We start from the raw sequence: 16,089 nt of genomic DNA on the forward strand, positions 1-16,089 counted from the left end.
TGTTTGATCTTTATTCACTTTTTCGAAGAAACTCAAGATTTCTTTTTAAACCGGAGTACTTAGTTCTTTTTACTGCCGATCCTTTGAAAATTTCTCTGAATAGCTCTTCGGTCATTTCTTCCCAATCCGAAGATTTCATTTCTCCCAGTCTTTCATGAGGAGTAAAATCGGGCACTTGATGGGGCTTCGAAAATCTATTCCATGGGCATACATCCTGACAAATATCACAACCAAATGCCCAGCCTTCCATCTGACCTTTGAATGAGGTGGGAATTTCATTTTTCAACTCTATAGTGAGGTAAGAAATACATTTACTTCCATCCACCACATAAGGAGCCGGAATGGCATCGGTAGGACAGGCATCCATGCAGCTGGTGCAAGTACCGCAGTAGTCTTTAATCGGTCCATCATAGTCGAGCTCAACGTCGAGGATAATTTCAGCCAAAAAGAAAAACGATCCCATTGAGCGGTTGATTAGCAATGAGTTTTTACCAACCCAGCCTAACCCAGCCTTAGCCGCCCAGGCTCGTTCGTGCACAGGTGCAGAGTCTACAAATACTCTGGCATTCACCTCCCCAATTTCTGCTGTAATGTTCTGTAAGATTGTTTTGAGCTTGGGCTTAATAATGTAGTGATAGTCCTTGCCAAAGGCATACTTCGCGATTTTTACCTCATTGCCTTTATTGACATCTTCCTTAGGATAATAGTTATAGAGAAGCGAAATGACGGATTTCGCGCCATCTACCAACTTAGTAGGGTCCAAGCGTTTATCGAAGTGATTAGCCATATAAGTCATCTCCCCGTGCATGCCTTGATTCAGCCATTTTTCCAGACGCGGAGCTTCCTCCTCTAAATATTCTGCTTTGGCAATACCGCAGAATTGAAAGCCCTCTTCTGCAGATTTTTTTTTAATGAGTTGTGTGAGTTTGGAATGCTCCACCAGTTATTCAAACAAAGTTCCGGTTCTTGACGGTGGTACGATTTTCAGATGCTTGTAAGCCAACTCAGTAGCTTGTCGGCCTCTGCTTGTACGCTTCAGAAAGCCTTCCTGAATCAGAAAGGGTTCATAGACTTCTTCGATGGTATCCGCTTCTTCGCCACAGGCTGTTGCTATTGTAGAAATGCCAACAGGCCCTCCCTTGAATTTGTTAATAATGGTCGACAAGATACGGTTGTCCATTTCATCGAGTCCATTGGCATCCACATCTAAGGCTTCTAGGGAGAATTGGGTGATGTCTTTGGTGATTGTTCCATCGCCTTTGATCTGTGCAAAGTCACGAGTCCTACGCAACAGATTATTCGCTATCCTTGGTGTACCTCTACTTCTTCTGGCCAATTCCGTTGCTGCATTCTCTTCAATTTGCATGTTCAAAATACCAGAGGATCTTTTTACAATCGTAGAGAGTAATTTGGAATCATAATATTCCAGCCTGGCATTGATACCAAACCGCGCTCGAAGCGGTGAAGTCAGCAGGCCTGACCTTGTCGTTGCACCGATGAGGGTAAATGGATTGAGGCCAATTTGTACTGATCGGGCATTGGGTCCTGAATCCAGCATGATGTCTATTTTGTAATCTTCCATAGCTGAGTAGAGATACTCTTCAACTACAGCATTGAGTCTATGTATTTCGTCGATAAAGAGGACGTCATTGGGTTCCAGGTTGGTCAGCAGACCGGCCAGATCACCAGGTTTGTCTAGAACCGGGCCTGACGTCACTTTAATGTTGGATTCTAATTCATTGGAAATAATATGGGAAAGCGTGGTTTTGCCCAGCCCAGGAGGGCCATGAAGTAAAACATGGTCTAAGGGCTCTGATCTTTGTTTGGCCGCCTGTACGAAGACTTTGATGTTTTCAACTACCTTATGCTGACCGGTAAAATCATTGAAAGATAGCGGTCGTAGGGCTTTTTCAAACTCTACTTCTTCGGAGTTCATCCCCTCATCATCCGCGTTCAAATAATCTTCCCTCATCGTACTCAAAAATTTTTACTAAAATAAGGTATTCGGCGCATTCTGACTGAAATGATGGTTCAAAATGGATCGTTTGATATAAATAATCTTTCTTTGCCTCCGGAAAAAAAGAAACCATGCAGAAAAGAAGAATATTACTGGTCGTTCTTGCAGTTGGAATTTTGATTGTTTATCGACAAATCAATCCTATTGAAACTCAAGTGCTTCAACATCTTAAGGGAACAACCATGGGGACAATTCCCTATTCTATTAAGTACCTGGCCGGTGAGGAGGAAATTTACCAATCTGAAATAGATTCGATTCTGGTGGCTTTCAACCAATCTCTGTCCACATACATCCCTGATTCGGAAATTTCCAAATTCAATCAGGAGGATACCATCATCTTTGAAAAGAATCTCTTCTACCCTGTACTCGAAATGAGCCAGGAGATGTTCGAAAATAGTGAAGGAGCCTATGATCCAACCATTGGGCCATTGGTAAATGCCTGGGGATTCGGCCCAAAAAAGAAATCTGTTTTAGATAGTGCGTTCGTTGACTCGCTGCTACAAATTGTTGGTTTTGAGCGAGTTGTATTTGACAAAACTTCAGCGATCAAACCAGCAAATACATATTTAGATTTTAGTGCCTCAGCTAAAGGTTATGCGTTGGATGTCATTGCTCATTTTTTGCATGGCAATGACATATCCAATTATATGATTGAAATTGGCGGAGAGGTAAGGTGTCAAGGCCAAAATATCAACAACAATGTTTGGAAGATTGGAATAGAAGAACCGAATATGAACCAAGTTGGAGGCAATCCTTTCGCTACCGTGTTTGTAAAAAACAGATCACTCGCGACCTCCGGTAATTACAGAAATTATTATAAGGAAAATGGTAGAATTATCGCGCATACCATTAGCCCTTTTACCGGCTACCCGATTTCACATTCGTTATTAAGTGCCTCCATATTTGCCCCCAATTGTACTCTGGCTGATGGATATGCTACCGCATGTATGGTCATGGGATTGGAAAAATCTATCCGCATGATTGAAAGGTTGAATGGCGTAGACGCTTTTTTTATCTATTCGGGTGAAGACGGCACGTTGAAGTCATATACTACGGCAGGTATCGAATCTCAGATTGAGGTTCTCTAGTTGCCATCACATTATCCCTTATTTTAGCATTTATGTATAAGTAATTGCATTTGCATGTCAAAAAAACAATGGTTCGATGAATGGTTCAATACCATCTACTACCACATTTTGTACAAACACAGAGATTATGAGGAGGCGGCCAAATTTTTGGATCACTTGATCAACTATTTTAAGATCGTGCCTAACGCTAAGATTCTGGATTTAGCTTGCGGAAAAGGCAGGCACTCAATTTACCTAAATAAGAAAGGCTTTGACGTAACGGGCGTAGATCTGTCGGAAGAGAATATAAAATTTGCTAGCACCAAACAGAACGCATCATTACACTTTGCCGTTCACGACATGCGGCACGTTTATGCAGACGGGGTGTTTGATTACGTCTTCAATCTATTTACCAGTTTTGGTTACTTCGATTCCAAGGAAGAAAATTTGAATGTGATAGATGCTACCATCAAATCCCTTAAGCCAAAAGGAAAATTTTTATTGGATTTTTTAAACCCATATGTGGTAGTGAATAATCTCGTTCATGAAGAGGACAAAACCATCGAAAATATTCACTTTCGAATTGAAAGGAAATATACGGAAGATGAATTTCTTTTAAAGAATATCGCAGTCGATGATCACGGTCAACACTACGAATTTCAAGAAAAAGTTAAGGCTATCAGAAGAACAGATTTTTTAGCGTACTTTGATAAAATCAATTTGAAGGTAATAGATATATTTGGCGACTATGAACTTTCCGAATATCGAAAAGAAGAATCTCAACGACTTATTTTTGTTTTAGAAAAATAGCATGATAATCAATTCCATCATTTTGTTTCTTTCTGCCATGATAGGTGGATTGTATGCGTTGAAGGTGACAAAGACAAAAGAGTCACAGGTCAAAAGCATATTGGTTTTTGCAGGATCTTTTTTGTTTTCGATTACCATAGTACATATTCTTCCGGAGCTTTTTGAAACCCACAAAGACCAGTTTTATATTGGTATATTCATTCTTATTGGGTTTTTCTTTCAGCAGATTCTGGAGTACTTCACCAGTGGAGTAGAACATGGGCATATGCATGTTCACAAACATGGTAATGAACATTCGGCCTGGTCGGGCTTTTCTTTGATGGTGGCGCTATGTATTCATGCATTTTTGGAAGGTACCATATTGGCTCATCCGGATGTCATTCATGGTGCACACAGTCAAGGCACATTACTTACAGGAGTAGTATTGCATAAGATTCCTGCTGCATTAGCGCTGATGACGGTACTCTCATGCCACTATAACCAGAAAAAAAGGCAGATGATCTTGTTGCTCATCTTCGCGTTGGCGTCCCCTTTTGGCGTTCTTGCCGGACATTGGTTGGAGCCGGCGGGCCTTATCAGCGAAGAAGGCATGGTCATGCTATTTGCGTTTGTGGCTGGCAATTTCTTGCATATTTCCACAACCATCTTCATCGAATCGAGTCCTGAACACCAGTGGAACTCCAAAAAATTGATCATTAGTTTACTTGGAGCAGGATTGGCTATTTTGTCTGAATCCTTTTTTAGTTAAAAGAGGTAAGAAACCCCAAAAGAAAGAGTGATAGGTGTAATGCCTTCGCCCGTTAGGAAATCAGTTCGAAATTTAAGCGGGATGAACAGTTGATCAGAAACAGGAATTTTGTAGCCAACACCGATTGCTGCGGTAAACACTGAAAATTCATCAAATGAATTGTTTCCCAATCCCCCTTCCAAAAAACCATATTCTCCAAATTTGTATCTTGCCAGGAGCATGACACGTGTAGCAGAAAAGTGAAGTTCTTGAACGCCAGAACTAAAAGGACTTTGGCGTGTGAGCCAGAAGTATTCAAGATAGCCCACCTCGGCACCTACAGCAAGGTCATCATTGAGATCATAAATGCCTTGAACGTATCCACCATAGGCCACTTGTCCCCAGTCTTCAAGGGACTGTTCAAACCATTTTTCTACGTCCATAGCAGAGTAGCCTACTGTCGCATACGCTTCGAGGCTTATTTGAGAGTGAACCGTTAAAGTTGAAAAGATCAGTAGTAAAGTGTATAATAACTTCTTCATGGTTTTAATTATTTAGTTGCAAGATTCTACGGTTACGTTTCGAAACTGAAAACTTATACAACAGTCCCCAGAGCATGCCAAGTCGCTTGAAGGATAGACCAGGTCACAATACCCTTGCTTCGAGAGGCCTTCTTTAATATCCTCAGTGAAAACGGATTCGGAGGTTAAAGATTCCCAACTTCCAAAAGAAGAACTTGAACAGGAGGTTCTTCTTTTCTCGTATGAGCACTCGAAGCATTCATTTTCTTCGTCCTCGGTACAACTAACCAATAAAAATAGCACAAACAGAATGAGCAGTGGTGAATAAATAGGTTTCATAGGTGTAGTTTTTTAGTGAAGGTATCCCCTTAAATTTCAAACCAATAACACACAGGTTTCAACCTTTAGCACTCAGGTAACATGTCATTTTTTAACCGCTTTTGAGCAGTTCATTGGGCAGAATGCCAAAGTGACTTTTGAAACTTTTTGAGAAATAGGATAGATTTTGAAACCCAACCGTGTACGCCACTTCTGAAACTGTGGCCGCCTGCTTGTTCAAGATTGACCAGGCCAGTTTTAACCTAAATATCCGAATCATTTCAGAAACGGATAAACCAGTAATGGATTTGACCTTACGATACAATTGTACACGACTCAAATTCATTTCTGCCGCCAGCTGTTCTACCGAGAATTCTTCATTCTTAAGGTTGTCAGAAATATAATTATTCATTTTTGACATGAACATATCATCACTCGAGAAGACGCCGTCGATTGATGGTTCGCTCACCAGCTGATGTTTCAGGTATTGGTGTACATTTTTTAGCTTTTGAAGGACATTTTGTACTTTGAACTTAAGTTCCAGGGAGTCAAACGGTTTCATCAAATAGTCTATTGCGCCAGCTTCCAACCCTTCTATTTTATCTTCCCGCTCTACCCTGGCGGTAAGCATGATGAAAGGAATATGATTTGTGATCTCATCTCCCTTAATTCTTTTGCATAATTCGAAACCGTTCATTTCAGGCATCATCAGATCACTGATGATCAAATCAGGCATGTGCTCTTTAGCAAGGCTAAATCCACTACTGCCATTATCCGCTTCCAAATAGTCATAAATGTTTCCCAAGGAATATTTGATATAGTTTCTTAGTTCGTGATGATCCTCCACGATCAGTAAGACAGGTCTTTCTACCAGGAGTTCTGGTTCAAGTTCAAAGGCCTCTTCGTTGGACGTAAGGTTTATGGTGGGAGCAGCTGACAGTGAATCTTGAATATTAGAAGAGCGTACTATTTGTAAAGGCAATCTTACTTTAAACGTGCTGCCTGAGCCAAATTGACTTTCCAGCCCAATAGTTCCGTTCATCAGATTCGTCAATTCACTTGTGAGCGATAGACCAATTCCGGTCCCCAATTGATTGTCGGATTTTACATTTTCGGATTGAAAAAACCTCTCAAAAACTCTTTCTTGGTCCTTTTCCTTTATTCCAACACCGCTGTCCTGCACCTTTATTGAAAGGTGAGAGTTTTGTTTATCAAAATGAATTTCAACCAGAATACGCCCGCCGGAAGGAGTGAATTTGAAAGCATTGGAAATTAAGTTGTACAAAACGATTTCAATTTTTTCGGGGTCTGCTTCACAGTTCACGTCCAGGCCATCTAGCTGGTATTCATAATTTATGTTTTTGTTTTCTGCCATCGAAGTGAATGACATCACGATTGGTTGAATAAAGTGGGCCAAAACGGACTCCTCGGTTTGTAATGATAATTTACCTACTTCAAGTTTAGAAAGACTAAGAAGCTGATCTATCAGCCGCTGCAATTTGAGTGCATTGTGTTTTGCGAGTGACAGCACTTTTTTGTCATTCCCTTTAAGTCTGGAGATCAGATCTGACAATGGACCTATAATCAGGGTAAGAGGTGTGCGAAACTCGTGAGTAACATTTGCGAAAAATTTGGATCTTATTTTTTGAGTTTCTCTTAATTCTTTTGAGATCAACTCTTTAGATCTGATTTTGAGTTTATAGGTATAGATAATGAAGAATAAAATTAGCAGGAGTAAGACCACCCCTGCCAAGTACAAACTTCTTTGTCTGGATTGACTTTCGAGAAGCACTTCTTTTAGCTTGTTTTCATTGTCGAGTTCTGAGATGCGTTTATCTTTTTCCAGCGACTCATATTTTTCTTTCAATTCTGCGATGTGCTGAACCTTTTGAACGCTAAATATACTGTCCTGAAAGGCCTGACTTATTTTGTAATAATAAAGAGCAGAGTCCGCTTGACCATTTGATTCAAAAATTTCGGAGAGTGCTATCGTTGTCAATTCCATAGATTCTTTCGATCTTATTGACCGAGCCATTTGGTAAGCTTCTCTGGCATAGGAAAGGGCATCTTTCCATATGGCCAGGCTATTAGATATGCGTGCTTGTTGTACCAATGAAACAATCAGGTCTTCCTTGTTTTCAAGGTCTCTGCGTATGGTTAGTGCTTGTTGAGAATAGGAGCTTGCCTGTTTATGTTCTTTTTTGTTTAGATATAATACAGACAGATCATGATAGATAGCACCTATATTTTTTTGATCTCCCAGTTCGACGTACTGGCTCAAGGCCAGATGGAAATGGGTATCAGCAGAATCCAACAGCTTCAATCTGTAGTAGGTATTTCCCAAATTCAGGTAGGCGCTAGCGAGAATCCTCTTATTTCCAAGTGTTTTCTTTATTTCAAGGCTTTCATTTAGATAGGCCAATGCCTGTTTGTAGTCTCCAAGTTGCTCATAAACAATGCCTAGATTGTTCAAAGAACCTGAGATACCTTTCGTGTCATTCAATCCTTTTCTAAATGTCAGGCTCTTTAGGTGATTGGCTATACTGCTATCATATTGTGCCTTGTTGTACCACGTGAGGCCAATATTGTTATAATAATTTCCCTGGAGAAGACTATCATTGATTTCTCGTGCAATTGTTAACGCTGATTGATAATAAAATAAGGAGCTGTCATATTGAGCCTGTCTTCTAAAAAGTACCCCAAGATTATTATAAGACTGAGATACCAGTTTTAATACACCAAGTTCCTTTCTAATGTTTAGGCTTGCCAAATAGTGATGCCGAGCCGAGTCGTATGCACCTCTATTTTGAAAATAGACGCCAATGATATCGTGCGATTTGGATTCATGTGTTTTAAATCCGTAAGCATCGGAAATTTCAATAATTCTTTTCGAAAGCGCGTAAGCTGTTTCCGGGTAGTTGTAAACGAAGTAAATCGCATCCTTGATCAAGTTCTTGATATCATCTTCTTCATTAGCGGTGGCAATTTTTGACTGTATGGTGTCAGGAAGTACCTTGGATTGAGAATAACACCAGGAACACCCGGTAAGAGTGAAAAACGCTATCAATAATGTAAGTCGCAACAAGGTGTTCGTTGAAAACAAGTTGACCAAATTTGAGAATCCTGTTTGGATAAATAGCTAATCTAATTTATACAAATAATACAACTTATTTTGCATTAAGTACAATTTAATACAATAGACACTCCATCTTATACACTCATCTTGCCTTCAGCGAATTAAAAAATAGTTTTTTTCTTTCCTTGTTTTCCACAATTCCTGTCTATGTTTGCATCTCAATACAAGAAAATCATGAACATCAATAGGCAACATCATCACCATCATATGATCGCACAGACGAGGTGATATTGCTGTTTCTATAAAAATATCGAATCCCGTCTGAGTTAAATTGGACGGGATTTTTTTATGCCCAAATTCAGTTTACTCAGGCACTAACAAAATAAAAGATGAGTAAACTTAAAATTGCAGTTCAAAAATCAGGAAGGTTAAATGAAGACTCTATCAGTCTGCTCAAGAACTGTGGAATCCATATCGACAATGGCAAAGACCAGCTCAAAGCCAGTGCCTCCAATTACCCGCTTGAAGTCCTATATCTGAGAAACGGAGATATACCTCAGTATGTAGAAGATGGAGTAGCAGATTTAGCCATTGTTGGTGAGAATCTCCTTGTTGAAAGTCAGAATGATATAGAAATCGTAAGAAAACTGGGATTCTCAAAATGTAAGCTCTCCTTAGCAGTACCTAAAGATGTGCAGTACGATGGGGTGCAATTCTTCGACGGGAAGAAAATTGCTACTTCCTACCCCAATACGCTTAATCAGTATCTTAAAAAAAATAACGTTAACGCCGAAATTCACCTCATCAAGGGTTCCGTCGAGATAGCTCCTAATATTGGTTTGGCGGAAGGTATTTGTGACTTGGTGAGCTCCGGAAGTACACTTTTCAAGAACGGGTTAAAAGAAACAGATACTATTCTTACCTCAGAAGCTTGTCTGGTCAAAAGTAAAAAGTTAAACGCTGAGCAAAATGCTCTGTTAGACACCTTATTGTTTCGACTTGATGCAGTTCAGAAGGGAAAGAAGTCAAAGTATGTTCTTATGAATGTACCCAATGATAAGCTAAAAGTGGTAATAAAACTATTGCCTGGTATGCGAAGCCCAACTGTACTTCCGTTGGCCGAAGAGGGCTGGAGTTCTGTGCATTCTGTGATTGAGGAGGGTAAATTTTGGGAGGTCATTGACCAGCTTAAGGCCGCCGGGGCCGAAGGATTGTTGATTGTTCCAATTGAAAAAATGGTACTATGATTTTAGTTAAAAACCCTAAAAGAAAAGAATGGGAAAAGCTCACTCGCAGACCTGCGCTGAAACAACAAAATTTGGATCAGTTGGTCGATGAAGTTTTTCAGGCCATTCGGGAAGAAGGAGATCGGGCGGTACTGTCTTATACCAAAATATTCGACAAGGCCGAAGTTTCAGGCCTGAAGGCCACCTTGGACGAAATTGACGTGGCTTGCGATAAAGTTTCTGAAGATCTGAAAGCGGCCATTCGCCTAGCAGCTGACAATATTGAAAAATTTCACAGGGCACAGACCTCTCCTGTGATTGAGGTAGAAACCATGCCTGGTGTAAGGTGCTGGCAAGAGACTCGTGCCATAGAAAGAGTGGGAATCTACATTCCTGGTGGTACGGCACCCTTGTTTTCCACCGTGTTGATGTTGGCAATCCCAGCACAAATTGCTGGCTGCAAAGAGATTGTTTTGTGTACTCCGCCAGATAAGAATGGACAGATCCACCCTGCGATATTGTTTGCTGCACGACATGCTGGAATCACACAAATCTTTAAGGCGGGAGGAATTCAGGCTATTGGCTCCATGACGTTTGGAACCGCGAGTATTCCCAAAGTCAACAAAATTTTTGGTCCGGGCAATCAATACGTGACCGCTGCTAAACAAAGGGCGACCCAATTGGGTGTTGCTATTGACATGCCAGCCGGCCCTTCAGAGCTTCTCGTTTTGGCTGATGAAACAGCCAGCCCTGAGTTTGTTGTTTCAGATCTTTTATCGCAAGCTGAGCATGGTGTGGACAGTCAGGTGATTTGTGTGTTGAAATCTGTCGGTCTGATACCAAAAATCCAAGAGGAATTGTTAAATCAGCTACCCACATTGCCTCGAAAAGAAATAGCCAGAAAAGCGATTGAAAACTCGAAGTTGATCCTAATAGAAGACGATCAGGACTGCCTGGATTTTATCAATGAATATGCGCCGGAGCATTTTATTTTATGTGTAGAAAATGAAAGCTTTTACCTCAATGGATTAGTGAACGCAGGTTCGGTTTTTATTGGAAACTATACCCCAGAGAGCGCCGGAGACTATGCATCCGGGACCAATCATACACTTCCTACAAATGGATTTGCTAAATCATTTAGCGGAGTGAATCTTGATGCTTTTTCCAAGAAAATCACCTTTCAGAAAATCTCTAAAGAAGGGATTAAGCGGATAGGGCCTGCCATAGAATTTATGGCAGAGGCTGAACAGCTGAAAGCGCACAAACTGGCAGTAACAAAACGCCTGGCTAAATTATAGTTATGGATTTTACTAGACTTGTAAGACAGAATATACTGAACTTGAAGCCATACAGTTCTGCTAGAGATGAATTTGATCATGTCGCAGAAGTGTATCTGGATGCCAACGAAAACCCATTTGATAATGGTGTCAACCGATACCCGGACCCCTATCAAAAGGCCGTCAGGGTGCGCCTAAGTGAAATCAAGAATATACCGGTTGAGAATATCCTATTGGGCAATGGCAGTGATGAGGTTTTGGACCTGATTTACAGAGCGTTTTGCGAACCGGGATTGGACAATGTTATTTCACATAATCCCAGTTATGGCATGTATCCTGTATTGTCGGGGATCAATAATGTTGAACTTCGTAAGGTTGATTTAGAAAAAGATTTTAAGCTTAATGCGCAAACGATGATTGACGCTTCGGACGAAAATACCAAGCTGTTTTTTATCTGTTCGCCCAACAACCCATCCGGAAATATTTTGGCCAAAGAAGAGGTCAAAAAGATATTGGACCTTGATCAAGGACTGGTAGTAATTGATGAAGCTTATATCGACTTTGCGGATGCGGATTCATGGTTGACAGAGTTGAATAGTTACCCGAACTTGATCGTTTGTCAGACCTTATCTAAAGCCTGGGGAATGGCAGGATTGCGAGTGGGTATGTGTTTTGCCGCTAAAGAAATAATTAGCGTACTCAATGCCATCAAGCCACCTTATAATATCAATGAACTTTCTCAACAGGCAGCTTTAAAAGCATTGAATAATGTTAAAGCCTTTCAGGCAAACTTAAAAGTTATATTGGACGAGAAACAAAAGGTAGAAGAAGCACTTGGCGGGTTGGGGTGTATTAAGCAGGTCTTTGATTCGGACGCCAATTTTGTTCTGGTGAGGGTTGATGATTCAAAGGTGCTTTATGACTTCTTATTAGAGCGGCAAATCATTGTTCGAGATCGTTCTAAAGAATATTTGTGTGGTAGTTGTTTACGACTGACCATTGGTACGCCAGAAGAAAATACGAAATTGCTAGCTGGAATTGCTGAATACGACAAAAAGAAATTGAGATGAAAAAGGTACTTTTTATAGATAGAGACGGCACTTTGGTCATCGAACCTCCAGTGGACTACCAGTTGGACTCACTAGAGAAACTAGAGTTTTATCCGGGTGTGTTTCAGTGGATGGCCAAGATTGCTAAACTTGGATATGAGCTGGTAATGGTGACTAATCAAGACGGTTTGGGTACGGATTCCTTTCCTGAAGAGACCTTTTGGCCTGCACACAACCAGTGCATGAAGGCTTTTGAAAATGAAGGTGTAGTTTTCGACGCTGTCAAAATTGACAAGAGTTTTCCGGCAGATAATGCAGCAACAAGAAAACCAAGGACAGGTTTACTTACGGAATATTTGGAGGGAGACTATGATCTTGCCAATTCCTTTGTCATTGGAGACCGAATTACAGACGTAGAGCTAGCCAAAAACCTCGGGGCCAAGGCCATTTTCATATCTAATGAAGAAGGACTTGGGGCTGATGAGGTTACTTCTAAAATCGATGAGTTGGAATCGAGCATTGCCCTAACTACCACAGATTGGCAGGATATATATGAACTAGTGGCGCGTGGTTCAAGAACTGCTGCCGTAAAGCGGACAACTAAAGAAACAAACATAGATATCACTGTGGAATTGGACGGTACCGGCCAATCTCAGATCGATACTGGAATCAAGTTTTTTGATCATATGCTGGATCAGATTGCCAAACACGGTTTGCTTGATTTAAAAGTAATCGTGAAAGGCGACCTAGAGGTAGACGAACACCATACAATAGAAGACACCGGAATAGCGCTGGGAGAAGTAATTGCTGAAGCACTTGGGAATAAAAAAGGGATAGAGCGATATGGATTTTGTCTTCCGATGGACGATTGCTTGTGCCAGGTGGCATTGGATTTTGGCGGAAGAAACTGGATTGTTTGGGAGGCCGAGTTCAAAAGAGAAATGGTAGGTAAGATGCCAACCGAAATGTTTTTTCACTTTTTCAAATCCTTTTCAGACGCTGCCAAATGCAATTTGAATATCAAAGCAGAGGGAGACAATGAACATCATAAGATCGAAGGCATTTTCAAGGCTTTTGCAAAGGCAATAAAAATGGCAGTGAAGCAAGACAAAGACAAAATGATTTTACCTTCAACCAAAGGCATGCTATGAGTAAAGTTGTAATTATTGACTATGGAGCCGGCAACGTGAAGTCCGTGAAATTTGCTTGCGAGCGTTTGGGATTGAACGCTGAATTGAGCAACGATGTCGAGGTAATTTCGTCTGCCGATAAGCTGATTTTTCCTGGTCAGGGAGAGGCAAGCAGTTCGATGAAGGCTTTGGAAAAACATGGTTTGGTGAACGTAATTAAAAACGCCAATCAGCCTTTCCTTGGCATTTGCCTGGGTATGCAAATGATGTGTGAGTACTCAGAAGAAAACGACACGAAGGGTCTGGGCTTATTCCCCTTACCGGTAAAATTATTTCCGAGTAACGGGCTGAAGGTCCCACATATGGGTTGGAACGAAATTGAAAACCTAAAGACTCCTTTGATGCGTGGGTTGAAGGAGAAGGAATTCATGTATTTTGTGCATTCCTATTATGTGCCTGATTCGGAGTGGACAATCGCTCAGGCAAGTTATCCTGAAGCTTTTAGTGCAGCGCTGCACAAAGACAATTTTTATGGCTGTCAGTTTCACCCGGAAAAGAGCGGTGAATTGGGTCAGCAGATTTTGAAGAATTTTATTGAAATGTAAACCAATGGGCCGATGATACGGTGAAACAATGATTTAATGGTCAAATGAAGTAATGGATCATAGAACCATTAAACCACCACTAAGTCATTGAATCATTAATTCATTAAATCAATCACTGAATAATGAGAATAATACCAGCAATAGATATCATAGATGGTAAGTGTGTAAGGCTGACCAAAGGAGATTATGATCAAAAAAAGATTTACAATGAGAACCCGTTGGAAGTAGCAAAGATGTTTGAAGGAGCAGGAATTCGGTATTTGCATCTGGTGGACCTAGATGGCTCTAAAGCTAAGGAAATCAGGAATGCAAAGGTACTAGATGATATAGCCTCAAAGACCAGTTTAAAAATTGATTTTGGTGGCGGGATACGCAGTGATCAGGATATCAATATTGCATTCAATGCTGGAGCAAGACAGGTGAATTTGGGAAGTGTAGCATTAGAAAACAAACAGCTATATGAGCAATGGCTAAAAAAGTTTGGCAGCGAAAAGATTATTTTGAGTGCGGATTCTACGAACAGAAAAATTGCTATTAATGGTTGGCAAGAAGAGTCTGAAGTGGATTTGTTTGAGTTGATAACCGAATATGAGTCATTGGGCAATAAGTATATTGTTTGCACCGACATTTCTAAAGATGGCATGCTCGAAGGAATTGCGGTGGATCTGTACAAAGATTTGATGAAGACTTTTCCAGGTCAGAAAATTATTGCCAGCGGAGGTGTCAAAGATATTTCTGACGTAGAGGCCGCCGCAGCATTGAAGATGGACGGAATTATTATTGGGAAGGCCATTTACGAAGACCGAATTACATTGAAACAACTTGAAAAGTATGTTGACTAAAAGAATTGTACCATGTCTGGACATCAAAAATGGCCGCACGGTAAAGGGTGTGAACTTTGTGAATTTGCGCGATGCAGGTGACCCGGTGGAGTTGGCTGCGCTATATTCCGAACAAGGTGCCGATGAGCTGGTTTTCCTGGACATCACAGCAACTGGCGATGGACGCAAAACTACCGCAGAGTTGGTCGAGAAAGTAGCCGAAAAGGTCAATATCCCTTTTACGGTCGGAGGTGGTATCAAATCTGTAGAGGATGTATACACACTCTTGCACAAAGGAGCTGACAAAATATCGATTAACTCCTGGGCCGTGAAAGAGCCTACCGTTTTGGACGAACTGGCGGCACAGTTTGGAAGCCAGTGTGTGGTCTTGGCTGTAGATGCCAAACAGATCGATGGACAATGGAAGGTTCACTTGGTTGGCGGTAAAGTACCAACAGCAATTGACTTATTTGACTGGGTAAAAGAAGCTGAATCAAGAGGAGCAGGAGAAATACTATTCACCTCTATGGATCATGATGGCTCCAAAAATGGTTTTGCCAATGAAGCGCTGGCCAAAATATCGGACTTGGTCAGCATACCAGTAATTGCCTCTGGTGGCGCAGGTAGCATCCAGGATTTTGCCGACACATTCACTTTAGGTAATGCAGATGCGGCCTTAGCGGCGAGTGTGTTTCACTTTAAAGAAATTGAGATCCCCGTTTTAAAGGGGGAATTAAAAAAGCAGGGAATTGCAATAAGAATATAATCAGTCAATGGTCAACAGCCCATAGTCAATAGCTATGGTCTATTGACTATGGACTAAAAGACTACAAGATGAACATAGACTTTGAAAAAAATAACGGTTTGGTACCGGCCATCATTCAAGACGAAAACACCAAGAACGTTCTGATGCTTGGATATATGAATGAAGAGGCGCTCTCCAAAACTCAGGAATCCGGGAAAGTGACCTTCTTTAGTAGAACTAAAAAACGGCTGTGGACGAAAGGTGAAGAAAGCGGAAACTTCTTGGAATTGAAAAGCATGAAGTTAGATTGTGACAATGACACTCTACTCATTCAGGTCCAACCTGTAGGCCCTACTTGTCACAAAGGAACTGATACTTGCTGGGCGGAAGAAAACAAGTCAAATTTCAGTTTTCTATCCAAATTGGAAGCCGTGATCAAAGATAGACATGATAATCCCGATGAAGAATCTTACACATCGTCATTGTTTAAAAAGGGTATCAACAAGGTAGCTCAGAAAGTGGGAGAGGAAGCGGTAGAAGTAGTGATCGAAGCCAAAGACGACAGCGAAGAACTATTTCTCAATGAGTCGGCCGATTTACTCTATCATTATATGATTTTGCTTCGGGCCAAAGGTTATGATTTGGAGGATGTAGTGAAAGTGCTAGAGAGCAGGCATTGAAAGCTGCCGTTTATAATTAG

15 protein-coding genes are annotated in these 16,089 nt (G+C 41.0%); 11 read left to right on the plus strand and 4 right to left on the minus strand.

Annotated elements, in window-relative coordinates:
• Positions 1 to 10 precede the first annotated feature (10 nt).
• Together queG and ruvB are read right to left on the minus strand one after the other, a co-directional pair.
• A complete protein-coding gene (gene queG / locus ABJD64_RS02235) occupies positions 11 to 940 on the minus strand; it encodes a tRNA epoxyqueuosine(34) reductase QueG (protein WP_348176969.1) in 930 nt (309 codons plus the stop codon).
• Between the two features lie 3 nt (positions 941 to 943).
• Positions 944 to 1,972 carry a Holliday junction branch migration DNA helicase RuvB gene (gene ruvB, locus ABJD64_RS02240; RefSeq protein WP_348176971.1) on the minus strand — a complete coding sequence of 343 codons (1,029 nt, stop codon included), beginning with the start codon at positions 1,970 to 1,972 and terminating at the stop codon, positions 944 to 946.
• A gap of 116 nt (positions 1,973 to 2,088) precedes the next feature.
• Here ruvB and ABJD64_RS02245 point away from each other — a divergent pair, with 116 nt between their 5' ends.
• From ABJD64_RS02245 to ABJD64_RS02255, 3 genes are read left to right on the plus strand one after another with little or no spacing between them, the layout of a single operon-like run.
• Entirely contained in the window at positions 2,089 to 3,105 is a 1,017-nt protein-coding gene (locus tag ABJD64_RS02245; RefSeq protein ID WP_348176972.1) for an FAD:protein FMN transferase, read from the plus strand.
• Positions 3,106 to 3,159: 54 nt separating this feature from the next.
• Positions 3,160 to 3,894: a class I SAM-dependent methyltransferase gene (locus tag ABJD64_RS02250; protein ID WP_348176974.1), complete on the plus strand. Its 735-nt coding sequence runs from the start codon at positions 3,160 to 3,162 to the stop codon at positions 3,892 to 3,894.
• A 1-nt stretch (position 3,895) separates the two neighbouring features.
• Positions 3,896 to 4,642 carry a ZIP family metal transporter gene (locus ABJD64_RS02255; RefSeq protein ID WP_348176975.1) on the plus strand — a complete coding sequence of 249 codons (747 nt, stop codon included), beginning with the start codon at positions 3,896 to 3,898 and terminating at the stop codon, positions 4,640 to 4,642.
• Here the strand turns inward: ABJD64_RS02255 and ABJD64_RS02260 are convergent.
• Positions 4,639 to 5,163, minus strand: coding sequence for a hypothetical protein (locus ABJD64_RS02260; RefSeq protein ID WP_348176977.1), 525 nt, complete (start codon positions 5,161 to 5,163; stop codon positions 4,639 to 4,641). The two genes, ABJD64_RS02255 and ABJD64_RS02260, sit on opposite strands and share 4 nt — an antisense overlap.
• A 409-nt stretch (positions 5,164 to 5,572) precedes the next feature.
• Positions 5,573 to 8,563 (minus strand): tetratricopeptide repeat protein, encoded by a 2,991-nt coding sequence (locus ABJD64_RS02265; protein WP_348176979.1) that lies wholly within the window; start codon positions 8,561 to 8,563, stop codon positions 5,573 to 5,575.
• 362 nt (positions 8,564 to 8,925) lie between these two features.
• Between ABJD64_RS02265 and hisG the strand changes: the two genes are divergently transcribed.
• The 8 genes from hisG (at position 8,926) to hisIE (ending at position 16,069) form a co-directional block, all read left to right on the plus strand.
• The gene (hisG, locus tag ABJD64_RS02270; protein ID WP_348176981.1) at positions 8,926 to 9,783 is read left to right on the plus strand and encodes an ATP phosphoribosyltransferase; all 858 of its coding nucleotides are present in this window, start codon (positions 8,926 to 8,928) and stop codon (positions 9,781 to 9,783) included.
• Positions 9,780 to 11,060 (plus strand): histidinol dehydrogenase, encoded by a 1,281-nt coding sequence (gene hisD / locus ABJD64_RS02275; RefSeq protein WP_348176983.1) that lies wholly within the window; start codon positions 9,780 to 9,782, stop codon positions 11,058 to 11,060. Before hisG ends, hisD begins: the two co-directional genes overlap by 4 nt.
• 2 nt (positions 11,061 to 11,062) lie before the next feature.
• The gene (gene hisC / locus ABJD64_RS02280; RefSeq protein ID WP_348176984.1) at positions 11,063 to 12,109 is read left to right on the plus strand and encodes a histidinol-phosphate transaminase; all 1,047 of its coding nucleotides are present in this window, start codon (positions 11,063 to 11,065) and stop codon (positions 12,107 to 12,109) included.
• Positions 12,106 to 13,239 (plus strand): bifunctional histidinol-phosphatase/imidazoleglycerol-phosphate dehydratase HisB, encoded by a 1,134-nt coding sequence (hisB, locus tag ABJD64_RS02285; protein WP_348176986.1) that lies wholly within the window; start codon positions 12,106 to 12,108, stop codon positions 13,237 to 13,239. The genes hisC and hisB overlap by 4 nt, the downstream gene beginning before the upstream one ends.
• Positions 13,236 to 13,823 carry an imidazole glycerol phosphate synthase subunit HisH gene (gene hisH / locus ABJD64_RS02290; protein WP_348176988.1) on the plus strand — a complete coding sequence of 196 codons (588 nt, stop codon included), beginning with the start codon at positions 13,236 to 13,238 and terminating at the stop codon, positions 13,821 to 13,823. Before hisB ends, hisH begins: the two co-directional genes overlap by 4 nt.
• A 122-nt stretch (positions 13,824 to 13,945) precedes the next feature.
• Entirely contained in the window at positions 13,946 to 14,665 is a 720-nt protein-coding gene (gene hisA, locus ABJD64_RS02295) for a 1-(5-phosphoribosyl)-5-[(5-phosphoribosylamino)methylideneamino]imidazole-4-carboxamide isomerase (protein WP_348176990.1), read from the plus strand.
• A complete protein-coding gene (gene hisF, locus ABJD64_RS02300; protein ID WP_348176992.1) occupies positions 14,655 to 15,410 on the plus strand; it encodes an imidazole glycerol phosphate synthase subunit HisF in 756 nt (251 codons plus the stop codon). Before hisA ends, hisF begins: the two co-directional genes overlap by 11 nt.
• Before the next feature lie 68 nt (positions 15,411 to 15,478).
• On the plus strand, positions 15,479 to 16,069 hold the full coding sequence (gene hisIE, locus ABJD64_RS02305) for a bifunctional phosphoribosyl-AMP cyclohydrolase/phosphoribosyl-ATP diphosphatase HisIE (RefSeq protein WP_348176994.1): 591 nt from the start codon (positions 15,479 to 15,481) through the stop codon (positions 16,067 to 16,069).
• Positions 16,070 to 16,089 lie beyond the last annotated feature (20 nt).

The organism is Reichenbachiella sp. (assembly GCF_039944555.1).
Taxonomy (GTDB): Bacteria; Bacteroidota; Bacteroidia; order Cytophagales; family Cyclobacteriaceae; genus Reichenbachiella.